This window comes from Arcicella rosea (assembly GCF_014204325.1).
Taxonomy (GTDB): domain Bacteria; phylum Bacteroidota; class Bacteroidia; order Cytophagales; family Spirosomataceae; genus Arcicella; species Arcicella rosea_A.
Map to the genome: position 1 here is coordinate 22,363 of NZ_JACHKT010000038.1, position 26,197 is coordinate 48,559.

Annotated in this window: 22 protein-coding genes; 5 read left to right on the forward strand and 17 right to left on the reverse strand. The window is 33.9% G+C overall.

Annotated features, from left to right (window positions below):
- Positions 1-15: 15 nt before the first annotated feature.
- The 13 genes from HNP25_RS18980 to HNP25_RS19040 form a co-directional block, all read right to left on the reverse strand.
- The gene (locus tag HNP25_RS18980) at positions 16-756 is read right to left on the reverse strand and encodes a DUF6597 domain-containing transcriptional factor (RefSeq protein ID WP_184136852.1); all 741 of its coding nucleotides are present in this window, start codon (positions 754-756) and stop codon (positions 16-18) included.
- Positions 757-1,130: 374 nt separating this feature from the next.
- Entirely contained in the window at positions 1,131-3,212 is a 2,082-nt protein-coding gene (locus tag HNP25_RS18985; protein ID WP_184136854.1) for an alpha-L-fucosidase, read from the reverse strand.
- Between the two features lie 243 nt (positions 3,213-3,455).
- Positions 3,456-4,883 (reverse strand): M56 family metallopeptidase, encoded by a 1,428-nt coding sequence (locus HNP25_RS18990; RefSeq protein ID WP_184136856.1) that lies wholly within the window; start codon positions 4,881-4,883, stop codon positions 3,456-3,458.
- Entirely contained in the window at positions 4,880-5,251 is a 372-nt protein-coding gene (locus HNP25_RS18995) for a BlaI/MecI/CopY family transcriptional regulator (protein ID WP_184136858.1), read from the reverse strand. Before HNP25_RS18995 ends, HNP25_RS18990 begins: the two co-directional genes overlap by 4 nt.
- Before the next feature lie 186 nt (positions 5,252-5,437).
- Complete coding sequence (locus HNP25_RS19000; protein ID WP_184136860.1) at positions 5,438-7,102, reverse strand: S8/S53 family peptidase; 1,665 nt, start codon at positions 7,100-7,102, stop codon at positions 5,438-5,440.
- Positions 7,089-7,790 carry a hypothetical protein gene (locus tag HNP25_RS19005; RefSeq protein ID WP_184136862.1) on the reverse strand — a complete coding sequence of 234 codons (702 nt, stop codon included), beginning with the start codon at positions 7,788-7,790 and terminating at the stop codon, positions 7,089-7,091. The genes HNP25_RS19000 and HNP25_RS19005 overlap by 14 nt, the downstream gene beginning before the upstream one ends.
- Positions 7,791-7,930: 140 nt before the next feature.
- Positions 7,931-9,802 (reverse strand): M61 family metallopeptidase, encoded by a 1,872-nt coding sequence (locus HNP25_RS19010; RefSeq protein ID WP_184136864.1) that lies wholly within the window; start codon positions 9,800-9,802, stop codon positions 7,931-7,933.
- Positions 9,803-9,911: 109 nt separating this feature from the next.
- A complete protein-coding gene (locus HNP25_RS19015) occupies positions 9,912-10,493 on the reverse strand; it encodes a hypothetical protein (protein ID WP_184136866.1) in 582 nt (193 codons plus the stop codon).
- Positions 10,494-10,716: 223 nt separating this feature from the next.
- Positions 10,717-12,246 carry a glutamine-hydrolyzing GMP synthase gene (gene guaA / locus HNP25_RS19020; protein ID WP_184136868.1) on the reverse strand — a complete coding sequence of 510 codons (1,530 nt, stop codon included), beginning with the start codon at positions 12,244-12,246 and terminating at the stop codon, positions 10,717-10,719.
- 140 nt (positions 12,247-12,386) lie between these two features.
- Positions 12,387-13,862: an MBOAT family O-acyltransferase gene (locus tag HNP25_RS19025; RefSeq protein ID WP_184136869.1), complete on the reverse strand. Its 1,476-nt coding sequence runs from the start codon at positions 13,860-13,862 to the stop codon at positions 12,387-12,389.
- Between the two features lie 92 nt (positions 13,863-13,954).
- The gene (locus HNP25_RS19030; protein ID WP_184136871.1) at positions 13,955-15,910 is read right to left on the reverse strand and encodes an ArnT family glycosyltransferase; all 1,956 of its coding nucleotides are present in this window, start codon (positions 15,908-15,910) and stop codon (positions 13,955-13,957) included.
- Between the two features lie 104 nt (positions 15,911-16,014).
- Entirely contained in the window at positions 16,015-16,989 is a 975-nt protein-coding gene (locus HNP25_RS19035) for a hypothetical protein (protein WP_184136873.1), read from the reverse strand.
- Positions 16,990-17,038: 49 nt separating this feature from the next.
- Complete coding sequence (locus tag HNP25_RS19040; protein ID WP_184136876.1) at positions 17,039-18,217, reverse strand: exo-beta-N-acetylmuramidase NamZ family protein; 1,179 nt, start codon at positions 18,215-18,217, stop codon at positions 17,039-17,041.
- A 166-nt stretch (positions 18,218-18,383) separates the two neighbouring features.
- Here HNP25_RS19040 and HNP25_RS19045 point away from each other — a divergent pair, with 166 nt between their 5' ends.
- The gene (locus HNP25_RS19045; protein ID WP_184136878.1) at positions 18,384-19,604 is read left to right on the forward strand and encodes an ABC transporter permease; all 1,221 of its coding nucleotides are present in this window, start codon (positions 18,384-18,386) and stop codon (positions 19,602-19,604) included.
- A gap of 104 nt (positions 19,605-19,708) precedes the next feature.
- Here the strand turns inward: HNP25_RS19045 and HNP25_RS19050 are convergent, their stop codons facing one another.
- The gene (locus HNP25_RS19050; protein WP_221432511.1) at positions 19,709-20,632 is read right to left on the reverse strand and encodes an ROK family protein; all 924 of its coding nucleotides are present in this window, start codon (positions 20,630-20,632) and stop codon (positions 19,709-19,711) included.
- A 267-nt stretch (positions 20,633-20,899) separates the two neighbouring features.
- Here HNP25_RS19050 and HNP25_RS19055 point away from each other — a divergent pair, with 267 nt between their 5' ends.
- Entirely contained in the window at positions 20,900-21,061 is a 162-nt protein-coding gene (locus HNP25_RS19055; protein ID WP_184136880.1) for a DUF1328 domain-containing protein, read from the forward strand.
- A 94-nt stretch (positions 21,062-21,155) separates the two neighbouring features.
- Positions 21,156-21,950 (forward strand): transglutaminase domain-containing protein, encoded by a 795-nt coding sequence (locus HNP25_RS19060; protein ID WP_184136882.1) that lies wholly within the window; start codon positions 21,156-21,158, stop codon positions 21,948-21,950.
- 1 nt (position 21,951) lies between these two features.
- Here the strand turns inward: HNP25_RS19060 and rsgA are convergent, their stop codons facing one another.
- Together rsgA and HNP25_RS19070 are read right to left on the reverse strand one after the other, a co-directional pair.
- Positions 21,952-22,875, reverse strand: coding sequence for a ribosome small subunit-dependent GTPase A (gene rsgA / locus HNP25_RS19065; RefSeq protein ID WP_229202910.1), 924 nt, complete (start codon positions 22,873-22,875; stop codon positions 21,952-21,954).
- 7 nt (positions 22,876-22,882) lie between these two features.
- Positions 22,883-24,157 (reverse strand): 3-deoxy-D-manno-octulosonic acid transferase, encoded by a 1,275-nt coding sequence (locus HNP25_RS19070; RefSeq protein WP_184136884.1) that lies wholly within the window; start codon positions 24,155-24,157, stop codon positions 22,883-22,885.
- A 111-nt stretch (positions 24,158-24,268) separates the two neighbouring features.
- Between HNP25_RS19070 and ytxJ the strand changes: the two genes are divergently transcribed.
- Positions 24,269-24,607: a bacillithiol system redox-active protein YtxJ gene (gene ytxJ / locus HNP25_RS19075; protein WP_184136886.1), complete on the forward strand. Its 339-nt coding sequence runs from the start codon at positions 24,269-24,271 to the stop codon at positions 24,605-24,607.
- Between the two features lie 98 nt (positions 24,608-24,705).
- Here the strand turns inward: ytxJ and HNP25_RS19080 are convergent, their stop codons facing one another.
- Positions 24,706-25,119, reverse strand: a complete 414-nt coding sequence (locus HNP25_RS19080) for an OsmC family protein (RefSeq protein WP_184136888.1) — start codon at positions 25,117-25,119, stop codon at positions 24,706-24,708.
- A gap of 203 nt (positions 25,120-25,322) precedes the next feature.
- Here HNP25_RS19080 and HNP25_RS19085 point away from each other — a divergent pair, with 203 nt between their 5' ends.
- Entirely contained in the window at positions 25,323-26,102 is a 780-nt protein-coding gene (locus HNP25_RS19085; RefSeq protein ID WP_184136890.1) for a hypothetical protein, read from the forward strand.
- The last annotated feature ends 95 nt before the right edge of the window (positions 26,103-26,197 follow it).

A 26,197-nucleotide genomic window follows, 5' to 3' on the forward strand; every position in this document is an offset into this window, starting at 1 on the left:
AATTAAGTCGCAAAATTACGCTTCATCCATCTTTGATAATTGTAAAAATCGGTCGTTTTTGTTTTGACTTAATTCTTTTGGCGTTACACCTGTATATTTCTTAATTTCTTTTATGAAATGGGCTTGGTCAAAATATTCAGCATTAGGATTTAGATTACCGTTTGATATTTCTTCGTACGTAGCGTTGCAACGCACAATGTTTAAAAACTCTTTTAGTCTAATACCAAATTGTGTTTGAAAATACCTGTTTATTTGTCGGCTACTCCAAAACACTTTTTTTGAAATTTCAGCAACAGTTTTAATTTTTTGTTCATAAACGAAGTCAAACAGTTTTAGTTTTCTATTGTCAATTTGCTTCAAATGTTTTATCGAAGTGTCTAAATTATTTGATATTTCAGTAATGAATCTTTCAAATTCATCACTTTTGTATTTGTCAATGTTCCAAAATGAAAACGATAAATTTACAGTTGCATCTAAAATAGATTTTATCTCTTTTTTGAAGATATATTCAATGGCTAAAAGTTTAAATCGAATGGCAAGTAATTTGGTGTTTTTAGAAATTTGTATTTCTTTAGGTTTTGTCCAAATTCCTGTCAGTTTAACAGTTGTCAAATTATCATTCTCAAACTCTGCAATAAAGTCAAAGTAACCATCTGGTAAAATGGTGTGTTGAATTTCTGTGGTAGTTTCGTAAAACCAAAAACACTTCACAAAGTTGTTTAAAAATCCATTCGGTTCAATTTCTCTATATTTCATTGCAGTGTCGTTCTAAAATGGCATACAACGAGTATATAACCGCAATAAAGCCCTGTTTTTTTATAATTTATGGCGGTTATGTTGCATGTATCTGAACTCGTTAGTACATTTCTATTTAGTTCAGTTTTGTTTTAAAACTAAGTATTTATTTCTAAATATCCAATTCATCTAAAGGGCTTTTGCTTTGCAAGCATTTTCCTAAATTCTAATGTTGTGCGTGTTTTTAGCCCATCTCCATAGTCACTTAACATCTCATCATTGACACAAAACATCTCTCAAGCATCATTTAGAATATCTTCCTAAAAATAAATTTCCACTTATCAGGCGAATTAATTCGCCTGATAAGTGGAAAAATTTGATTCGTAATAACCTACCTATTCCGTAATAACATCAATCTCTGCATAACCAACTCTATCATTGTCCTCGGTATTTTTCAAAGCTCTTAGTTTTATATAGCGTGCTTTGCTTGGGCTAAAGGTTTTTGTTTGCCACAAAGGGTTGTTCTTGATATTTGAAAACTCGCCTTCATCTACTTGTTTCCAATCATTCCCATTTTCAGATACAAAGAAACTGTAATGTGTAATAATTCCTGAACCCCACCAATGTTGGTCTGGCAAGTATTTGAATCCGCTAATATTCTGAATTTTACCTAAATCAATCACAAGGTCTATCGGCAGTTTTAGCGTATTTTTCTGATACCATTGCGTGTCAGTATTGCCGTCCAACAAATTATTAGCTTCTTTGTCTTCTATCCCAACAATTTTCCAATTTCTTTTTGAAACATCAAATTTTGCTTCTGTCAAAGCACTTGTCTTTTTACTTTTTGGGTCGTAGCTAATACATTTTAATACTACTTTACCATCGTCAGTTTTGATAGGCTCGGTATATTGATTCGATTTCAAGGTTGGCGTACTTCCATCCAGCGTATAATAAATTTGTGATTCCATGTCCGCAGGAATAATACGAACATCTCCCGAACGCTCACGCATGGCTACGGGTGGCACTAATATTTGAGGAGCATCGTAAATGCCAACATTTGAAATCAATGGACAAGCTTTGGCATCTATAATATTCAAACGGAGTTTGGTAGCTTTAACCGTTTTGAAACGTAAAATACGTTTATAGCCTATCGTTGTTTCTTTGGCGATTTCCTCCCACCGATTGTTCACGAAGGCTTCTAAAGTAAAGGCTTTTACTCTTTGTCCTAATTTGATATACTCCTGAACCAAAAAGCGATTGAAGGTAGTGGGTTTTGCAAAATTGAAAGTCAAACTAGCAGACTTTACCTTATCATCGCTTGTCCAATAACTTTCGGTACTTACATCAATTGCCTTGTTCGCTCCAAATTTCGGGTCGTTTCCACGCACATTGGAAGCTACCACCTTTGCCTCTTTGATAAGGTTTATAGCAAATGCTTCTTTGACGGCTTTACCAAAATCTAAGGCAGCTTTTTCGTCAAAAGGGTGAATCAAGCCATTTGGCATGATGGGAAAGTTTAATAACAAAGTAGCGTTTCTACCGATAGAATTATAATAAGTATCCATCAATTGTGGCAACGTTTTTACTTGGCTATCTTCTTTTGGATGATAAAACCATTCGGGTCTGATAGAAGTATTTACTTCACCAGGCACCCAAGCATTGCCATTTTCAACACCATAACGAAGCATTTCTTCGGGAACGTCGCCTTTGTCGTTCAATAAACTCCAATTGGTTTCGCCAATATAGCCTGCTTCTGTTCCAACCCAACGAAGGTCTGCTCTGTCGCCACCATCGTTCCAGATTACGATATTAGGTTGTAAAGAACGAACAAGTTTATACGCGTTTTCCCAATCATAATAAGTAGTGCGGTCAATTTTACGGGTTTCATTAGCTCCGCCATAATAACCAGAGCCACCGTTTGCACCATCAAACCACACTTCAAAGATTTCTCCGTAGTTGGTTAAAAGTTCACGCAATTGGTTTCTGAAATAAGTAATGTATTCAGGTTTTCCGTAGTCTGGATGGTTTCTGTCCCACGGAGAAAGGTAAATTCCTAGTTTTAAACCATACTCTTTACAAGCATCCGCCATCTCACGCACCATGTCGCCCTTTCCATTTTTCCAAGGACTGTTTTTTACTGAATAATCCGTGTATTTTGATGGCCAAAGGCAAAAGCCACTATGGTGTTTTGCGGTAAGAATAATGCCTTTCATACCTGCGGCTTTGCATATTCTTGCCCACTGACGGCAATCTAATTTATCAGGATTGAATATTTTGGGGTCTTCATCCCCTTTTCCCCACGACATATCAGTGTAAGTATTCACTGAAAAATGGACAAAAGAATAATATTCCATTTGCTGCCATCTCAATTGGTTTTGGTTTGGTATCGGAAAAAGAGGGGAAGGAGCTTTCACTTGACCAAATGTATAAAAATTGGTAAAAATGAGTAATCCTAAAATCAAGTTTTTAAAATTCATGTCTTTGTAAGATTTGGATAACGTTATCGCTGTCTCCTTCAAAAACAGCTCTTTGATTAAAGTAAATTTACTTAGAAAATACTTTATCAAAAGCTATTTTTTCAACTGAGATAATTACTCAACATTTATTTCCGACTTTAGAATTTGTAGATTTTAGGACTTTTGAAACTTCTAAAAAAAGAAGCTTTGCTAAATTTTGAAAATTTAACAAAGCTCTTCATATTACTCTTAACCTTCAGAAGGTCAGCTCTTCTTAATCATTTTACGAGGTTTAATTCCTACGTAAATAGACATATAATACCTATTTCCTCCTGTCGTCTCCTCTTTATAATATTTTTCATAGCCTTCATTCGTCATTAAGTCTATCTGATAATAATGCTTACCATAATTGATTGCATTTTTCTCTAGCTTACTTACAAATTCATGTGCAAAATCAGTGTTTTTGTATTTATTCAATACGGCGTTATTTACTCGTTTATCATCAATCCAAACGCCATAAATCTTATCATTTTTCCAAGCTTCGATTTGCTCTTGTGTTGGAACAGTCTTTGGAAATGGTGGGAGACTTGGCACAAATGTTACAAGCTGTTTGGCTTGTTGAGCTTTGCTCATTGATAAATAAATAGTCTCTAACCTTTTTCTATCTATTTCTGTAAACTTTAATGCCGAAGGAATCCCTTTTTTATTTTTTTTACTGTTAACAATTTGCTCGTACTCATCTAATAATGCTTGCGAAACGCCATCTTGAGTAGCAGGTACAGCTATTTGTTTAGCTTTTGGAAAGCTGCTAGGCTTTTCTTGTGCAAAAGATTTTGTACTAAATGCAAATATAGCTATTGCCAACACTGGAATAACAGCCAATTGCTTGAATAAAGCCTTTTGAGGTGATTTTGATTTAGTCATCATGATTAATCGTTGTTTAGTTATGAGATAATTGAAAGAACTTGATAGATGATACGTATTACTTTTACTGGCTTTTTCAATCAGTAGATACTGATAACTGGCTACGTTTGGATATGTATTTATCACGGCTTCATCTGCTAAAAATTCATGATTTAGCTGTATTGCTTTTTTATACATCAATAGGAATGGATTAAACCAACAAACTATTTGTAGTATTTCTATCAACAGAATATCATAAGAATGCCTCTGCTGAATGTGTGCGTATTCATGCAATAAAATTTCCTTTTCAATTCCTCCACAGATATATTCTTGATTATTGACAAATAAATAATTCAAAAAACTATGAGGACTCAATGCTTCATTGGTTAAGACTATTTGGGAATTATTAAAAGGAATCGTTTTACTGTTGCGGGTTTTAGCAAGAATTTTATTAAGATTAATGATAAAACGTAGCAAGAAAAAAGTACTAATCAAGCCATAGAGTATTGGTAACACTAATAAAGTGTAATCTGTCTTTTCAATAGTTGATACTTCTTGAACGATGTTATTCTCCTTTATAAAGTTAGTTGGCAAGATTTCATCTCCTGAAATGGGTAATGTAGGTGTAGCATAATGAAAGGTTAATAGGGGAATCACCAATGACAATAGCATACTTAGCAATAAGTAGCCTCGATTAAAACTGTGCATCTTTTCTTTTTCAAGCAGTAGTTTATAAGTAAAAATAAACACAGCCGAACAGAGAACTATTTTGATGATGTAGGTTATCATTGTTCTTTTCTTTTGATTTCTTGTTCAACAATTTTTTTAAGGTCTTCTAATTCTGAGGATGATAAATCTGTAGAGGTTGTAAAAAACGAAGCAAATTGCATGGGTGAATTGTTAAAAAAGTTTTCAATCATACCTTTTACATGCTTCGAAAAGTAATCTGACTTTTTCACTAAAGCGTAATATTGTCGGGAGTTTCCAAACAGGTTATAAGCTACAAAACCTTTGTCTTGCATTCTTTTTAGTAAAGTGGCTAAGGTTGTTGTAGCGGGTTTTGGGTCTGGATAACTATCAATTAAATCTTTCATGAAAACTTTTTCATGCTTCCAGATTACTTCCATTAATTGCTCTTCTGATTTCGACAATTGCATTGCTCTATGTTTATGTAGTTTACTCTACAAATATAGAGTAAAATTTCAATAAAACAACAGTGTTGTAAAAAATATTTAGAATGTTGGCTTACTTGTTCAGTAAGAGTATAAGAATAAGGGATATTAGTTTGAATTTCGGAGCATATTGTTGTTTGTAGTGTCTCATCAAGAGATGAAAAACAGTATTTACTCCACTTTCAAAACCTTCATCAAAGTACTTTTACTTTGATTCCCAATGCGAAGAAAGTATGTTCCTGTGTTTAAATGTGCTAATGATAGTTTGAAGATTGGGGAATTGATGGGCTGATAAAGTAGTGTTTTGCCAGTAATGTCCATTAAACTGGTAAAATATTGATTTACTTTAGTCTCGTTAAGTTGAATTGTAATTTCTCCAAAAGTCGGGTTCGGATATGCTTTAAAAATGGCATTACTCTCATCTTGGGTAGATAAAACTACAGTAGGTGTATTGGCTCTAGTAAAATCAGGAATACCATAACCTAATCGTTCGTCTGGACTTTCATATTGGCTGCCAGATTTTCTTAACCTATTTATCACTTCCATCGCCGTAAGCGTTGGATTCGCTTGCCAAAAACCCGCTACCATTCCACATAAAATAGGCGAAGAAAAAGAAGTTCCACTACTTGTGCTAACCGTTCCACTAGGAGTAACAATGGCGGAGCTTTGCCCCATCGCAACTAAATCAGGTTTTATTCTTCCATCTGCTGAAAGACCAATAGAACTAAACAGTGCATAATTTTTCAACGCATCTACTGCACCTACAGTAAGAACTGAATCGGCATCCGCAGGTGTTGAAATATATCGCCAAGCACTATTTCCTTCATTTCCAGCACTTATTACACAAATAATCCCAACAGATGCCGCCCATGTAGCCGCTTTAGCAGCAATGGTAGTTTTTCCATTTAGGTCTGAATATTTATGATTGGTACTAGCATCATCAAAAGTACTATACCCTAACGACGAATTGATTAAATCAACCCCAACGCTATCGGCATATTCTGCCGCAAAAAGCCAATTGGCTTCTTCAATTAAGTATTCCGAAAAAGCATCTTCTGAACGTAATAATAGAAAGGAAGCTTTATAGGCTGTTCCAACGATTTGTCCATCTAAATAAGCACCCATACATGATAAAACAGATGTTCCATGTCCGCCATCTTCATAAACAGGCTTTTCGTTTTTCACAAAATCATAAGTACCAACAATCCTATTTTCATCAAAAAGGGGCTTTAAGGCTGCAATATTATTGGCATTATTAAAACCTTCATCCAATACTGCAATCAACATTCCCTCGCCATGAAAACCTTGCTCGTGCATTTTATCTGCTCCAATCATTTCAATTTGAGTTTTGGATAAACCATAATTGAGGGCATTGGTTTCATAACTTTCAAACTTAGATGATTTTCGGGCTGTTCTATTATTCGGATTATCAATTGAAGTATTAACTTCTAAACCCTTCACAAAAGATAATTGTAGAATGTTATTCAAAACGGTGGAAGAACATTCTATCAAAGCGGCATTCATCCAACGTGAAGTATAAATTACTTTTGCTCCTTTCTTCTTTACTTCTTCGATATAACTAGGATTAACGGGTAAATCTTTCATTGTAAAAGCAATTTTCTGTTTCTGGCGACGAGCCAGTGAGCGTTCAGACAAATAAGCTAAAGGCTGAGTAATTGAATAAGGAGAATTGTTTTTGTCTTTAAAAACTAAAAGATATTTGGCAGATAAAGCTTGTGTAAAAGCAGTTTGAAAGCTCAGTAAGCCCTCAAAAAAGAGTATTAAAATCAGTATTTTACAGGGTGATACAAATTGATAAGTATTACTCTTTTCCATTCTTTTTATATTTCATGATAAAACGTGTTCCAAAATCAACTTTACTTTTGCCGATACAATCAGGAGTATTACAATAAGCGAGTGCTGTTTTTTCTGCATAAATCAAACCTACTCCATCTGCATAAACTTCTATTTTCTTTTTTAAATCAACTAAGGTAGAATCATTTTGTTGAACAATTCCAACCGTAATCGGAAAATATTGATTGTTGACAGTATAAGGCTTATAAAGATTTTCAACGATTACTTCATCTTTCCCTAAATCATTAAATTGATTTATATCCCAAGTCATTTTATCTTTTAAAGGAAATATAAACTTCAAATAGGTAATATTATTGGCTGATTTCAAAGCTTTATCCTGTAGTCTTTTTGAGGTAAAAACAGAGTCTAATTTCCAAGCTTGCTGTTCATTATTGCGATGAAATCTTTTAATAAGTATGGCTTCTTTTCCATCAATATCTGTAAAAAAACTATCTACCAATTCTTTTATTTGGTAGGTTTTTACCAAAGGTTCTTGGCTTAAAGCATATTGTGTTTCTTCTACTTCGTATTCAACATATTGTTTATAAATTGGATAGAAAAAGCCATAACCGCTCTGAGGTGGAGTAACACAACCACAATCATTATTGTTACAAGCTTGGAGCAATAAGAAACTGAAAATTAGGAACAAATAGGTTTGTTTAGGTTTCATAGTTGGAAGAGTTTAAATTCGGTTAAATATAAAGTGATAGGAAACTAAAGAATAGACATCAATGGCATTATTTTCGTTGCATGGGTTTAAGAATAAAAAAAGCCAGTCGAATATAAAATGACTGGCTTTGATTATTTTGATTATTGTTCTTCTGGTGTTAACCAAGCTTTACGCAAAGTAACTTGTGCTTCAGTTGGATTTTCCATCGGAGAAAGAAGGTTTTTCTCAACTACCTCTGGAATAAAGATTTTTGCCGAAAGTTTCGTTTCTACTTTTTTATCTCCGTCTTTTCTCAACACCACAAAATCAGCATTATCGCCTTCTTTGGCATTATTGATAAAATCTAAGCGAGTAGCTCTGAACGTTTCTAAACCTAAAGCATTTCCATTTAAAGAAACCAATTCGTCACCAGCTTTGAAACCCATTTTCGCCCCGAAAGCATCAATTCCATCTTCATCAATGATAAAAATACCTTTTGTTTCTGGATTGATACCTAGGTTATACACAGAGAAACCTAAAGTTTTTTCAAGTCTCTTATTCGTTTTTTGGAAATTTATTCCAACGTTATTCAAGGTTTCTTCTAAAGGAAGTGGCTCTTTTCCTTCTACATATTTTGCAAAAAACTCACGAATTTCTGGGAATTTAGTTACCTCAGCAATTTTATCGAAAAGCTCATCATCATTAAATGATTTATCTTTTCCATAATATTTTGATAAATCTCTCATCAAATTCTGAGTACCATATTTTCCACCAGACAATTGGCGAAGTTTAATATCCAAGCAAAGTCCAATTAAAGCACCTTTTTCATATACATTTTGATATTGGTCTTTATATTTTTCCAATACATCTGCCGACATTACTGTGAAAGGAATATCATCTTTGTAACGGTCGTACATATTTCCAATTTTTGAACGAAGCATATTCATGTACATTGGCAATTCAATCAAACCGTATTTCGCTTGCATGTGTCCAGCCGCATATTCTGTCATTCCTTCATACATCCAAAGGTGTTTAGACATCTTCGGCTTGTTAAAATCAAAATCTCCAATTTCTTTCGAGTGAATACTTAGCGGTGTTACGATATGAAAAAATTCATGCGAACAAACGTCTTTTATTGTTTGCGAAAGCTCCTCTGAAGAAGATTCTGGCAAATAATAAAAAGAAGAGTAAGAATGTTCTAAAGCACCGTAGCTTCCGTTTTTCAAATTGTCAGAAAGTACAATTACAAAAGCATATTTTTTGATAGGCAAAGTACCTCCTAAATACTCTTTTTGGGCTTCCAACAAAGTTTTTACGTTTTCAGCAATTTCAGCAGAAGTAGCTTTTTTGTTTGGAGAATAAACCGAAATCAAAATATCAGCACCACCCACTTTCAAAATTGTTGTATCAGGTTTACAATACATGATTGGAGCATCGACCAAATCATTGTAGTTTGGCACACTGAAAACATCTTTTTTATCGTCTGATTTAGAAGCCGTTAACGACGAAGCTCCATAAAAACCTGTTGGTTTACTGAAAGTAAGTTCGTAAGTATTACGTTTAAAATCATCGAAGTAACCGAAAAAACCATGCGTATTAATTGCAAAAAGTTTATTTTCTTCAATATCCGTTCCAGCAGGTTCAAAAACGTATTCGCCAGAAATCTCAGGTGAATCCCAAGTATCATCTACCAAATACGTGATTTTATTGAGTTTCTTCGCTCCTTTTATTTTATAACTATTAACATCAACCTTCGTGACAGACAATTCTTTACCTTTTTCATCAAAAGCTTTCAATCCAGAAATATAACGACCAAAATCATAATTGGCATAAGTACCCGGAACAATTTTAGGAAAATTATAAACTACTTCATCTTTCGAGATTTTAGGAGTAGTTAAGGATACTTCTAATTTATCGTTTTGAACTTTTGTTAAATCAATAAAAAACTGGTAATTGGCATTTTGAGTTACTTTCTGAGCGAAAGTAGGTAGGCATGTTATCAATGCCAAAAACAGCAAGAATTTAATCTTCATGGGTTGAATTTTTCAGTTAAAATAAAATCAATTAGCATTCAATTTCTGGAAAACGCAAAATTGAATGTAAAAGTATGATTAATAAAGTAATGGCTGATTACTTTGCTAACTAGCGTTTAAGATTAATTGTACCTTGAAAAGAGGTTACTTCTTTAATTTCTTGCTCAGTTCCCTTATATTGCAAAGCAAGCGTTCCCAAGAGTAAATCAAATAAATCTTCAAAACTTCCGTCCTCAAATTTGCCATTTGCATCTGCAACAAATTTCTTTAAGCCAAACATAAGTTCGTTTTTTGTTAAATTTAATACAGAGAAAGTAAGTACCTGAAGTTTTCCATCAAAACCTCTTGATACCTTTGAAGTCAATACGATTGTTTTTCCATCACTTGAAGATTTCCATTTTCCTGAATCATTTCCAGCAATATAAGTACTATCAGTTTTGAATTCATAAGTCAACGCTCTTGAAATTGAATCTCCACTCGACGAGGTAGCACCAGGAATTTTCGAAAAGTCAGCAGGTAACATTTCGTAGCTTTTTTTGTTAGTGATTGTACCCAAACTTTTAAACGACCACTTACCTATGATAGTAGCTGCTGCTGGTGTTGGGTCAACATCTGGACCAAATTTTTCTTCACAAGAAACAAGAGAAATAGTTGAAATTACTAAGAGGAGGAATAAGGTGATTTTGTTCATTTTGTTAGACTTTTAGAGTTTAAAATCAAATTTAATAAATATGTAAAAATATCAAGCTAAAAAATTATTAAACGGTAAGAAGTAATTAGAAATGAGTGATTGACAAATAGTTTTGCCATTGATTGATGATTAGTAAAACTAGATTCTGATAAGTACTTCTGTAAAACAAAAGCAAAAAGCCCGACAATTTATCGAGCTCTCTGCTTTTAAAGAATTTTGTTGATTATTCCCACTCAATCGTTGCTGGTGGTTTTGACGAAATATCATAAACTACTCTGTTTACACCTTTTACTTTATTGATAATTTCGTTAGAAATCTCTGCTAAAAACTCATAAGGTAAATGACACCAGTCTGCCGTCATACCGTCAACAGATGAAACCGCTCTCAACGCTACTACTCTTTCATAAGTACGCTCATCGCCCATCACACCTACTGATTGAATCGGTAATAACATCGCACCTGCTTGCCAAACGTTATCGTAGAAGCCTTTATTTTTCAATCCATTGATAAAAATATGGTCAACTTCTTGTAAAATCTGTACTTTTTCTGCCGTAACATCACCCAAAATTCTAATTCCTAAACCTGGTCCAGGGAATGGATGACGACCCAAAATAAATTGTGGAATTTCTAATGTTTTTCCCACCAAACGTACTTCGTCTTTGAACAAAGTTTTTAGTGGCTCAACAATTTTCAATTTCATATAATCAGGTAAACCGCCAACATTGTGGTGAGATTTTATCGTTTGTGAAGGACCTCCACTAACTGAAACAGATTCAATAATATCCGGATAGATTGTTCCTTGTCCTAACCATTTTACATCTTCAATTAAATGAGATTCTTGGTCGAAAACGTCGATAAATACTTTACCAATCGCTTTACGTTTTGCTTCTGGGTCACTTAAACCTGCCAATGCGGTATAAAATTGTTCTTTCGCATCAACACCTTTTACATTCAAACCAAGATTTTTGTATGAATCCAGAACGTCTTCAAATTCATTCTTTCTCAATAAACCATTGTCAACAAAAATACAGTAAAGGTTTTTGCCAATCGCTTTGTGAATCAAAACCGCTGCAACAGAGCTATCTACTCCACCCGAAAGTCCTAAAACTACTTTATCGTCGCCTAATTGTGCTTTCAATTCAGCTACAGTTATGTCAACGAATGAATCTGCCGTCCAATCTTGAGAACATCCGCAAACGCCAATTACGAAGTTTTTCAACATCGTTTTTCCTTCTAAAGAGTGCGTTACTTCTGGGTGAAATTGGATACCGTAAGTTTGTTCTCCTTTGATATGGAAAGCGGCAATTTTTACTGATTCTGTTGAACCAATGATTTCAAAATCTTCTGGAATCGACATGATGGTATCTCCGTGCGACATCCAAACTTGGTTGTTTTCAGAAACATCGTTCAACAATGGATTTTCGGCTACTTTTTGCAATTTAGCTCTTCCGTACTCACGATGTCCAGCATTATAAACTTCTCCACCGCTTGTAAAAGCCAATAATTGAGCTCCATAGCAAATGCCTAATACAGGTAATTTACCTCTAAAAAGACTCAAATCCACTCGTGGAGAGTCTTCATCACGCACAGAACATGGGCTTCCTGATAGAATTACGCCTTTTACGTCTTCGCCAATCGCTGGAATTTTATTGTATGGATGGATTTCGCAATAAATATTAAGTTCACGAACTCTACGGGCAATTAACTGAGTGACTTGTGAACCAAAGTCGAGGATAAGAATTTTTTCGGACATTTTTCGATTTCGGATTGCTGAATTCGGATAGCAGAAAGAAGCGACCCGAAAACTATGCTAAAAAATAAACCGCAAATTTCGGGAAAATTTGCGGTTTTGGAGTAATATATTTTACTTTTTTTGAAAAATCTCTTCAGAACTTAAAATTGAAAATAAATAAACTGCGACGGTGCATCGAACATTCCTAAGAAAAGTATCGCCAAAATGATACCATAATAGAGTATCCAACGAAACAAAACTGGTTGCTGATTCAACACCGTTCTTAAACTTTGTCCTCTTTGGAAATAATGCACCGTTTCCATAACAATTAAAGCAAAAACTACCATTGCAAAATTGGAAATGCCTTGACCCAAAAAGATATTTTTTTCAATAAAACCTCTATTACTTATCTGCGAAAGCTGTTCACCAATTCCTGTAAATAAATGAGTTGCGATATAATAAGCCGTTTTAAAATCAACTGCACGGAAGAAAATCCATGCAAAACTTGTCAAGCAAAAAACAGTTGAAATCTGAATAATTTTATAGAAAAAAGGTGACTTTTTAATCCCGATTATTGCTACAATTTTATTTCTATAGTCAACAGTAAGGTTAGCAAAAATCAAGAAAAAACCGTGCATAGCTCCCCAAATAACAAAATTCCAACTCGCTCCATGCCAAATGCCTGACATTAAAAAAACGATGAAAACATTGTATTCTCTTCGCCATTTTGAAACTCTATTTCCACCCATTGAAATATACAGATAGTCACGAAACCAAGTAGAAAGCGAAATATGCCAACGACGCCAAAATTCTGAAATAGTTTTTGAAAAGTAAGGACGGTCAAAATTTTTCATTAAATCAAAACCCATTACTTGTGCAGAACCCAAAGCGATGTCGGAATATCCTGAAAAATCACAAAAAATTTGAATTGAAAAAAGCGAAGTCGCTACCAAAAGTGGAATACCTTTTTGCTCAAAAGGATTATCATACACTTGATTCACCATCACCGCCAAGCGGTCGGCAATTACCACTTTTTTGAACATTCCCCAAACCATCAATTTTAATCCATCGGTTACTCTTTGATAATCGAAATCAAATTTCTCATAAAACTGATGCAATACATTTTGTGGTCTTTCAATCGGGCCAGCTACTAATTGCGGGTAAAACATCACGTACAAAGAGTAAATACCAAAATGTCTTTCTGCTTTTTGTTTGCCACGATATACTTCAATCGTATAAGACATCGCCTGAAAAGTATGAAATGACAAACCGATTGGTAATAAAATTTTGAGATATGGAATCGGATTTTCAAGGGCAAAACCTTTGAGTAAAAAGCTGATATTTTCGTTCAAAAAGTTATAATATTTAAACACAGCCAACACACCAATATTGGTAATGAGGCTCATTGTTAAAAACATTTTCCGCCTACTTCCCTCCGACTGCTCGATGTAAATACCAGCGTAATAGTCAATCACAATCGTGAAACCCAAAATCAGCATATAAATCGGCACGAAAGCCATGTAAAAATAACAGCTCGCTACCAACAATAACAGCCAACGAAAACGATACGGCATTAAAAAATAGAGTATCGTTACGACGGGAAAAAAGATTAAAAATTCTAATGAATTAAATAACATAATTTTTGAAAGCCCAAATCAGTTTTTCGTGCTTTGGTATAAAGATTTTTCAACGAGATATGTTGATATTTTAAAGGCTTATGCCCAATTTATTATCTTTTATAAATACTTAAATATTTACCTGACGATATTTTCTGATAAATATGTTGATGATATTGTATTTCTTGAGCTGTACTTCTACTTGAAACAATGGCTTCTGGCAAGAATGTTTTACTTTCTAACTTTCCTAAAATGCCTTTCACAGCAATTTGGCGTACTTCTATGCCTTCGGGAATTAATACTCTGAGCATTAAATAATCTTTGTCGTCTTCAAGTAATTCTAAGCCAACCGATTTGAAATGATTTTTCAGGATAATATCATTAGTTGCCAAAAAATCTGCAGCTTGAATATCCAGACCTTCATGCGTAAGTACATCTTGGTAAGTAGCATCAAGAATACTCTTTTTTTGATACAAAGACAAAGCCCCAGATTTTTCGTTTAATGGTACAAATTTCTTAGCAAGCATCGTCAGTCCATGAAACGAAAGAATTGGTTTCTGAAAATTCAAGAGTAAAAAAGGTAAAGTAGCCAAGCTTAATACGATAGCAATTGGTTTTATCACCTTTCTTTCGCCAATTACTAAGGCACAAAAACATGAAATTAACAAGAAAAAAGGACTATGCAAACGACTCCCGAAAAGCTGAAATCTCAGTAAAGCACAAAACATGATAAATCCCAACACACAAGCACACCAAAATAAACTAAGTGTTTGTTGTTTTTTTACTTTCAGAAAATAGAAAAATGAAACAAATACGATGAGTAAAAAATGTAGGAAATTCCCAGAGAAATCTTCGGTAGTAGTGAATCTTGGAATTTTAAAAACACTGTCTTCGCCAAAAGTAGTCAGAGGGTCTGAAATGCTAATTCCTAAAAAATCATGAAGTGTCAGTAAAATATTCATCCAAAAATTATTCCAAATATTTCCTGGTGAGTGCATTCCAATATGCAAAGCAATTTGACGAGTAATATTTGAAATTAAAGCCGCTGGAGAGTGATTTTCCAAAGAAATTCTGTCAGAAGCATGACCGAGTGGGTCATGGAAAATCACCCAATTTCTGGCATAATATCCCAAATTAATCGTAACACTTAGCATTACAATTAGGATAAGCCCAATCCAAATCTTAGATGATTTCCACCATTTTTTTTCCAACAAAACACGAAAAGCCAGCCAAAGACAAAATGGAAAAAGAAAAATATAACCCGTTCCTTTGGTCAACTCTGCTAAACCTAAACTCAACCCGAAGTAAATGGCATTTTCTAGCGAAAATTCTTGAACATATTTGAAAGAAAAGTAAACTCCACAAACTACAAAAAACGAAACGACTAAATCATTTTGTGTAGAAGTAGCTTGAAGCACAATCATCGGAATTGTTGCTACAATCAATGCACCAAACCATTGGGTTTTGATACTTCCACCTAGTTGTTTTATCAACAATGAACAAGCTGCAATCCCGCCCAAAAAACTAAACCATTGTACCAAATTGGCTGCAAAATCAGATTTACCCAAAACATACAAATGAAGGATAACAAATTCTGAAAAAATATTGTAGGCTACTTGTCGGTGATTGTTGGTTGCAAAATGAGTAAGATGTTCATTTTGAAGCCAATACACAATTCTTGATAAATGATAGGTAAGAGAATCTGTATTATTGACTGGAGAAATCAGTGCCAAGAAAAGCGTGATACTCAAAATGATAAAAATAGGAATTAAAAAAAGACTTACGCCAGCACTTTCTTTTTTAATCTTTTCAATCAATTCAATTACTTTCTCTTTTCGATTTACGTGTTTTGTTAAACGAAATAGTAAGAAAGCTATGAGCAAAATCCAAAAACCAAAAATATAAGCGAAGTTGATTTTGAAGCAAAGATTTAAAATTTCTGTACTAAAAACCATCGCAACAGAGTTCAGTAACAATGCTTTTATCAAAGATTCCCTGATTTGCTTTGAAGTAAAATATCCATCAAAAAAAACTAAAGTAATGGCAAGTAAAATAATAAAATTAAGCATTGATTTGAATATTTTAAGGTACTTTACAAAGGCAGTAAGGAGGTGTGTTTGTACCTGTTTTTCACTACAATCATTGATTTCGATGCGAAGTTAGTGATAATAACTTATTCTGGAATCTCATTTTTTTGAGGAAATCCGTTATTCTCAAATAGCTCTAAAAGTCTTTTTGTAAAAATTTCTCTTCCTTTTGCATTTGGGTGATAAGCATTATCATAAAAAAAAGCATCGTCCATCAAAGCATTTTCTGCTGTTCCTAAAATCGGAATTTTTAGTTCTTTTTGAAGCTGTTGACTTATTTTACGAATCGTGTCCATATTTTCTTCATAGCTTTTTTGTGCTAAACATGGAAAAGTAAAATACACTTTCGCTCCTTTTTTTTGTGCAAAAGCATAAAAATCGTTCAAATCTTTAATTTGTTCAGTAAAATCTGATGATGATAAGATTGGATAGACAATTTCAGTTTTAGGATTATTCAAATGGCAGAGTAAATCACCTTTGGGCGAAAAACAGTTTCTATAAAAAATAGAAGTAGTATCGGCAATACTAATTGGTTTACTTCTTGAATGATTGATGGCTTCACCGATAATTAATCTACAATCCGTCAGCCGGTGTACAGCATAAGCTCCCATTTTTTCCGTAATGGATAGAAAGTGAATCCACTCTTTTGAAGGCGGATAAAAATCGGCAGCAATTAATTGTTCATCATATTTTCCTTCAGAAGTAACCATGTACTCTAAACTTAACAATACGACATCGCCTTTTTTTAGATACGTTTTCAGCTCTTCCATCATGTAGCGACTACCGAAATTGTAATGCAAAGCGGCATTGACTACGGGCAATTTCAAATCGTTTTCAAGTAAATCGCTATCGATTCCAAATGCCATACTTGAGCCACTCATCAACACCAATCTAGGAGTTGGTACGGTAGCCAGCATCTTAGTTTTGTCTATAATGGTTGCGATATACGCATTTTGTGAGCGAGGGTCAAGGCGTAAATCCAATTTCCTTGCTCCATCAATGGCAATTAATGGCAAAAAACCAATCAAAAACAGTTTTATGAAGAACTTTAGGAGTTTCAAAATGTGTGATTTATTTAATGTTAATTAATCGTCATAATTACTCAAAGGCTTATTCAGCATAGAGCAAGTACTTTTTTCTGATTACTTTATACGCTTCTAAATCTTTTTGCCAAGTAGCACGAATTTCTGCTTCTGTTTTTCCTGCAATAATTTGTTTGCGTAAATCATCTGAACCTGCTAATCTGTCGAACGAAGAAATACTGGTAAAGAATTTAGTTTTATCCGTCGCTTTTTGATAGAAATAAAGAACATATTTTAAAGTAAAACCTTCTTTTCGGGCATCTACTTTGGTTAAATCTAAACCGTAGCAAAGTTTATCTTTTTGTGGTGGATTTTTGGCACCAGGTTTATCTACAGGGGTAAAAGTAAAAGTCCCATTTGCAGGATTTGGCGAACCAATTACTTGAAATTGTGTATCAGTTCCACGTCCAACGCTTACTTCTGTTCCTTCAAAAAAGCAAATAGAAGGATATAAAAGTATAGATTGTAAATTTGGTAAATTTGGCGAAGGGGCAATTGGTAAAGTATAAGGCGTTGAATGCTTGTAATTTAAACATTTTACTACTTTCAAATTGGCTTTCACGCCATCTTTTAGCCAACCTTCTTGATTAATCATTTCAGCTAATTCGCCAACGGTGCAACCATGTACCACTGGCACAGGATTCAATCCTACAAATGACGCAAATTTTTTATCTAAAACTGGCCCATCCACAAGATGACCCATCGGATTAGGTCGGTCAAGAACCAGTATTTCTTTGCCATTTTCAGCACAAGCTTCCATTACATAGTGCATTGTAGAAGTATAAGTATAAAATCTCGCTCCAACATCTTGAATATCAAAAATCACAACATCAATTCCTTCTAATTGTGCTACGCTTGGCTTTTTATTTGAACCATATAAAGAAACAATTGGCAAGCCTGTTTTTTTGTCAATGCCATTGGCTACGTGTTCGCCAGCATCTGCTGTTCCTCTGAAACCATGTTCTGGGGCAAAAATCGTTTTCACTTTCACGCCTAATGAAATCAAAGAATCTGCCAAATGCGTTTTCCCAATCACAGAAGTATGATTTACCACCAAAGCCACTGTTTTACCTTTCAACATGGGCAAATACAAAGCCGTTTGTTCTGCACCAGTTTTAAGCGTCTGAGCATTATTTTTCTGGATAGAAACACAAGAAATCAGCAAAAAACCTGTTAAAATGATAATTATTTTTGTTGTATGAAACATAAGGTAAGCTTTGTGTTGAGAGTTTTGAATGATGAAATTTAAGTTTTTAAAAGATAAAAAAGCAAGCACTTTACTAAATTACACAGAACGAAAATCGACTCATCAATTATTTTACCAGTAAAAACTACTTAATTTGTAGTCAAGAAACAAAATTACAAAATACTGCATGAATTTCCCTTATTTCATTTCTCAGCGCATTCAAAATACTAAAACTACTTCTTTTTCGGGAACGGTTACTCGCATCGGTGTGGGAAGTATAGCAATTGGTTTGTCGGTGATGATTGTTGCTTTTGCAGTATTATTTGGTTTTAAAGATGCCATTCATCAGAAGTTATTTAGCCTTACACCACATATCAAAGTTTCAAAATTTTCGGCTAATGAATCTTACGAAGAAAATCCGATTACTCAGCAAAGCGACCTTTTCAGAAATCATAAAAGCATCAAAGAAATTGCTCATATTCAAACTGCGGCTACAAAAGCAGGCATTTTGAAAACTCGTCAAGATATTTTGGGCGTGGTAATGAAAGGCATTAATCGTGACTTTGATTTTAAAAGATTTGAACCAAATATCATCAAAGGCAAGCAAATTAGTTTCTCAAAAGATGAGTATTCAAAAGAGATTTTAATCAGTAATATTATTGCCAACAAACTGAATTTAAGCGTTGGAAATGATGTAATTATTTACTTCTTAAACGCCCCAGACCGACCAAGAAAATTAATCGTAAAAGGTATTTATGAAACCCAAATGGAAGAGTTTGACAAAACTTTAATCATTGGCGATATTCGTTTGATACAAAAAATGAATAATTGGGGTGCAGATTCTGTGGGGAGTTATGAAATTTACATCAATGATTTTGAACAATTGGATGCAGTTACTAAAAAGATTCAGCGTAAAATTCAGCCTGATATGAAGTTAGAAAAAGTAACGACTTTGTACATGGGTTTGTTCGATTGGCTAGGAATGCTGGACAGAAATATGGTGATTTTCCTGAGCCTTATTTTATTTGTGGCGTCCTTTAATATGATTTCCATTTTACTGGTATTAATGTTAGAACGTACTCCGATGATTGGCGTTTTAAAAGCTTTGGGAGGAAGTAATTGGCAAATCAGAAAGATATTTTTATGGAGTGGTTTTTCGATGATTTTCAGAGGATTAATCTATGGAAATTTACTTGGAGTTGGGCTTTGTCTTTTACAAAAACAATTTAAACTCATTCCTCTTGACCCTGTGAATTACTACATGAATACTGTGCCTATTATGATGGATTGGCCAGTAATACTTTTACTGAATTTGGCTACAGTTTCATTGGTTTTGTTTGTACTAATTATTCCTACCTTTGTTATTACTCGTATAGAACCTGTCAAAGCGATTGTTTTTAGAAAGTAATTTGAGATTTCATCATAGTAAAAAAGTTGATTGTTATCTAAAAGCAAATGGGATTCCGAACAAAACAAGTTCAAAATCCCATTTCCGAAATTGATAAAATTTTATTACAAAAGTGCTGCTCCAAAAACGCCAGCACTATCGCCTAATAATGGCTTCACGATAGGAGTTGAAATCTTTTTATCATTGAAAATATACTTCTTTATTCTTTCATAGCCTTCCGTGTAAAGTAAATCTATGTTTCCGACACCTCCACCAATTACGATTAAATCTGGATCCAACACATTAATTAATGTTGAAATCCCTCTTCCGTAATATTCCAATAATCGTTCAATGGTTGCTGTAGCAAACTCGTCGGTATTGGCTAAATAACGTTCAAGTATTTCTTTCAACTTTAGCGATTCACCACTTATTTTTTGGTAATATTTCTCAAGGGCTGGGCCAGCAATTACTTTTTCTACACAACCTGCTTTTCCACAATAACATGGCTCGCCACCTTCTTCGATAATATTATGTCCCCATTCGCCACCAATTCCATGATGCCCAGAAATTACTTTCCCATGAACAACTAAACCACCACCAACGCCAGTTCCCATAATTACTCCAAAGACTAATTCAGCTTTTGGAAAGCTTTTCCCTGCTCCCATCAATGCTTCTGCTAGTGCAAAACAATTGGCATCATTAGCTAATTTCACAGGAATACCCAATGCTTTTTCTAAATCTTCGTGCATTGGTTGTCCGTTCATACAAACAGTATTACAGTTTTTCATGGTTAGAGTAGCTGGGTCTAAAACACCCGGCGTTGCAAAACCAATTTTAGCAGGCTGTTCGTCGATTTCCTCTATGACCAAATTAACTAATTTAACTATTTGACTAATAATATGTTGGTAGCCTTTATCGGCTTCAGTAGGAATGCGTTTTCTACAGATTACAGACAATTCATTTGTTTTATCTAAAACGGCACATTCTATTTTTGTACCTCCTAAATCAATACCCCAAAGATGTGTAGGATTTGTAATTGATGGTTTCAAGTTTTTGGATTTATTTAATTTATAGTTTACAAATTTTAACCACCGCAAATTAACTATTTATTCTTACTTTTGGAAGAAAATCACTTTTTACACTTATTTACCCTGTAATTCAAACAATCTCCCCCAAATGAGTAGTTTTTTACTCATTTAATTTGTCATTTATCCCTATTTTGTGGAAATGGCAATACTTATGAGATAATCAATGATGGTATAAAAATTTTAAGTTTTATAATAATAAATTCTTATTCAACTTAAACTTTTATTACTATGATACGCTGGTCAATCACATTCTTAATTATTGCCTTAGTTGCAGCCGTTTTTGGTTTTGGTGGTATTGCTGCTAATGCTGCATATTTCGCTAAAATATTATTTTTTGTAGCCTTAATATTTGCCGTTTTTAGTTTTCTTAGAGGCAGAAGAAACAACTAATTTTTCATCATACTGGGTTTATTCAATTACTTTTAATTAAACAAAATCAAATATTTTCACAAATATCTAAACAAGAATAAATAAAAGCTAAATCATGAAACTTCAAATAAGTTGCCAACTTGATTACGAAGCTTACTCTTCTACTCCATTAATTCTGATGCTCAGACCAAGAAGTGGTTCTGGACAATGGATTATTAAGGAGGAGTACATTCTTGAACCAAGTGTTCCAATTACAGAATACACAGATATTTATGGAAATTTATGTCAACGTTTATTAAGTCCTCAGGGTAAATTCACAGTTTTTACTTCATCAATTGTTCAAACGGCTGATGAAATTGATGTTGCACCCAATGCAGAATTTGTATTGATTGAAGATTTACCCGCCGAAGAATTGATTTATTTACTGCCAAGTAGATATTGCGAATCTGACCAATTAGGAAACCTCGCTTTTCAAATTGTAGGAAATGCCTATCCAGGCTATGACCAAGTAGAACTTATCCGACAATGGATTCACCATAACATCATTTATCAATACGGCTTTAGTAATGTTTCTACTTCTGCCAAAGATACTGCTTATGCTAAAGTTGGCGTTTGTCGGGATTTTTCTCATTTAGGCATTGCCCTTTGTAGAAGTTTGAGCATTCCTGCTAGGATGGTTGTGGGTTATTTGCACGAATTAAACCCGATGGATTTACATGCTTGGTTTGAGGCTTTTGTTGGCGGACGTTGGTACACTTTTGATGCCACACAAGACTATCCAAAAGGGAATAGAGTTGTATTAGCTTATGGCAGAGATGCAGCTGATGTTGCTTTAGCAACACAGTTTGGCAGCATTTTTTTATTAGACATGCGAGTTTCGGTGTCGGTAGCAGAAGATGTAACAGTGTAAACTATCTTCTGTTATCATCATCACCCATCATACTCAAATAGCTATTATACCTACTTTCTGCAATTTCTCCACTTCCAACTGCATCCATTACTGCACATTTGGGTTCGTTAAGATGTTTACAATTATGGTATTTGCATTGACCCAACAGTGCTCTCATTTCAGGAAAGAAATGGGATAATTCTTGCTTTTCAATATCAATCAACCCTAATTCTTTAATGCCGGGGGTATCAATAATGAAGGAATTTTCTTCGATTTTAAACATCGTTGCAAAAGTAGTGGTATGTACTCCTTTATTGGCAAAGTTTGAAATCTCCATCGTCTTCAAATCTAATTCTGGAGCAATCTGATTCACCAAAGTAGATTTTCCAACGCCTGAATGCCCAGAAACTAATGAAATTTTATCTTTCAAAATATCATTAAAAGCTTTGATTCCGATTTTGCCAACCGCAGAAGTAAATACACATGGATAGCCAATACTTTCATAAAGTGCCGCTAAATCAGCCAAGTAATCTTTTTCTTCTTCAGAAAGTAAATCTATTTTATTAAAAACAATGGTCGTCGGAATTCTGAAAGATTCTGCTGAAACTAAAAAACGATCCAAGAAACCCAATGAAGTTCTCGGATAATTTAAAGTGACAATAATCACCGCTTGGTCAAGATTCGCTGCTAAAATATGCCCATGAGCCGTTTTATGAACTGATTTCCGAATAATATAATTTTCACGAGGCGAAATTTTGAAGATTGTCGCCATGTTTTCTAATTTATCTTCAATTTCAAATTCTACTCTATCACCAACCGCAATCGGGTTTGATGTTTTTAATCCTTGAATTTTAAATTTTCCTTTCAAACGGCACTGCCACACATGCTTGTTTTCATCAAGCACTTCATACCACGAACCCGTTGAACGCATTACTAATCCTTTCATTATTGTATCAGAATATTGATAATTCCTTGATAAATTTTATAATTTTTGCAGTCCCTCCTAAATTCTCTTGCACATAACTCAATATCGTAGCAGACTTCTCTTTTCTCAACGTTTCATCAAAATATAGTTGCTCAAAATTGTTTTTAAATTGAGCTGTATCTGCAATCACAAACGCTCCGCCAATACTTATCAAATCCATAGCTTCTTGAAACTTTTGGTAATTATTATTGCCAAAAAAGATAGGTAAGCCAAAGGTTGCTGCCTCCAAAGTATTGTGCAAACCTTTTCGATAAGCACCACCAATCCATGCAAATTCTGCATATTGATACAGTGAAGAAAGCATCCCAATATTGTCAATAAAAAGCGTTTGAGCAGTTTCTAATTCTCCAGCTTTCAAATGCTGGATTTCAGAAAACTTGATAGATTTTCCTTTTAAAACTTTTTGCCAAGCTGTAATTTCTTCCTCATGAATTTCATGTGGTGCAATAATTACTTTTAAATCTTGCTTAAAATCGTTCAACATTGGCGCAATCACATCAAAATCTTGTTGCCAGCACGAACCAACAATCAACAAAGGTTTTTTATTTTTGAATTGAGCGACTACTTCAATTTCTTTCTTGGCGTCTGCTATTTGTTTTACTCTATCAAAACGAGTATCTCCTCCTACACTAATCTGCTGAATATCAATACTTTTTAGCAATTCGTAAGATTTTTTATTTTGCACAAAAATATGCGTAAAATAAGCGAGCATACTCCTATAAAACCCACCGTAGTTTTTGAAAAATACTTGATTATCTCTAAAAATAGTCGAGAAAGAAATTACTGGAATTCCTTTTTCTGAAAGTATTCTCAAATAATTATACCAAAATTCGTACTTCACAAAAAAGGCTACAGATGGTTTGAAAATTTCGATAAACTCAAGGGCATTTGCAGAAGTATCGGCAGGTAAATAACAGATATAATCAGCCTCAGCATAATTTTTACGAATCTCGTAGCCAGAAGGCGAAAAAAAAGTAAGTAAAATATGGTGTGTGGGAAATTTCTCTTTGTATTTTTCAATCACTGGTCGGGCTTGTTCAAACTCGCCCAATGAAGCACAATGAAACCAAGCCAATGGTACTTCGGAAGTATTTTTTTTTATCCAGAAATCACTAGCATAAACCTGATTGCGAAAGTTTTTTCTACCTTGAATCCAACGTTTAGCTTTACTGTTGAAAGGACTTACAAACCAGACTAATAACTGGTAAATGTAAATTGAAATATGATAAAGTAGCTTTGACAAATGAAATTTGAATTAATTTTGAATCAAAATTACAGCTAATTAGTTTCATATTAAAACAAACACAAAGCAATTACATAATCTGAATCAGCGAAGAAGCGCTAAATAATTACAATGAACTGGAATCAATTAACAGATTTGTCTCAAATAGAGGCTATCAAAGAGGAATCTAAACAACAACCAATTTTGATTTTGAAACATAGTACTACTTGTTCAATTTCATCTACTGCCTTAAATCGTTTGGAAAGAAATTGGAAACAAGAAAGTGTAGGAGATCTAAAACCTTATTACTTAGATTTATTGAAATTTCGTCCAATTTCAACCGAAATTGCTAATACTTTCGATGTTGAACATCAATCTCCGCAAGTATTGGTAATTCAAAATGGTGAATGTATTTATGATGCTTCACATTTTGATATTTCATTTGCTGAATTAGCAGAAAAAGTAGCGTAGGTAATATTTGTGATTGAGTGAGTGGTGAATTAGTGATTTTTCTATTTTCATAATAAAAAAAATCACTAATTCACCACTCACTCAATCACTCAATAATACTAATTCCACTCAAAGCTCACCGCTTGTTCCAAGTCTGGATGTAAACTTAGTGAAACAGGACACTTGTGTGCGATGTTTTCTAGTTTCTTAATTTGTTCTTCTGTCAAGACAATATTTGTCTTCATTTTTAAGTTTATTTCTAAACGAGCTACTTTTCTTGGGGGTGTCTGAGACATAATTTTTGTTACCTCAACACCAGAACCTGCTAACTCAATTCCATCACGTTGTGCAAAAATTGCCATAGTGGTTAGCATACAAGTTCCTGTAGCAGTAGCCAATAAATCGGTCGGAGAAAAAACCTCACCTTTACCCATATTATCAGTAGGTGCATCGGTAAGTAATTGTGTACCAGATTGCAAATGTGTTGATTCGGTACGGAGGTCGCCTAAATAGGTAGTTTTTACTGTTGGCATTATGTTGTTGTTATGTGTTAAATATTTGATGATTTTTGTCCTAAATTTAAACAAATAGCATCATATTCCGTATTTTTATCATAATTATATAATTTGTTGACATTGATTATCAATTTTAGAAACAAAACTTGTGGATTGTCTGATAAATATCAATATTCATTGTATGTTTAGTTCATTCATATAAAATTTTTGATTAAACCATTGTGAAAAAACTACTAAATACACTCTTATTCTTCATTTTAGCTTCGTTGTCGTTTCATACTACTGAGGCACAACGCCGAAATACTTCGACTAAAACTACTCAGACAAGAGAAGTAGTCGATGAAGAAAATTACCATTCTATTTTATCTTTTGGCTTAACTACCAATACGAATTCTGGTTTATTAGGCGGTTTAATGGCACGTAAAGAAATCGTGATTGATAATAATGCTTTACATCGCCAGTTTCATTACTTCAATCTTGAAATTGTGAATGTAAATCATCCAAAAGAAAATACCATTAGTTTCTTAGGGAACGGAAGTAGTTATGTTGATGGCAAACAGAATTACCTTTTTGCGATTCGCCCTCAATATGGTCGTGAAATTAATTTATTTCATAAATCATCGGATGGCGGCGTAAATATCAATGGAATTATTGCTGGCGGACCAACGATTGGAGTAGTAAAACCTTATTACGTACAAGTATTTTACGGAAGAGGAAATATTCGTGACGAAGCATACGACCCAACCAAACATAATTACAATAATATTTATGGAAGTGGTGGTTTCTTTGAAGGCTTAGGGAATGCAAACCTTGTACCAGGCGTAAATTTGAAAGCTGCTTTAAACTTTGAATTAGATGCTTTTCGCCAATCAAATATTAGCTTAGAGATTGGTTTCTTAGCAGAAGCTTACTCTAAAAAAGTAAATATTATGGCGATGGCAGATAATAGAAGTGTATTTACATCAGGATATTTAACCATCTTTTTTGGTGGAAAAAAATAATGGCTCAACCCTTAAACTGGGCTGATGATTAAACATTGTTGATAATTTCTCAAATCTGGCGTTAAAAGTAGTTGAAAAGTTTCTTGTAAAGCCTT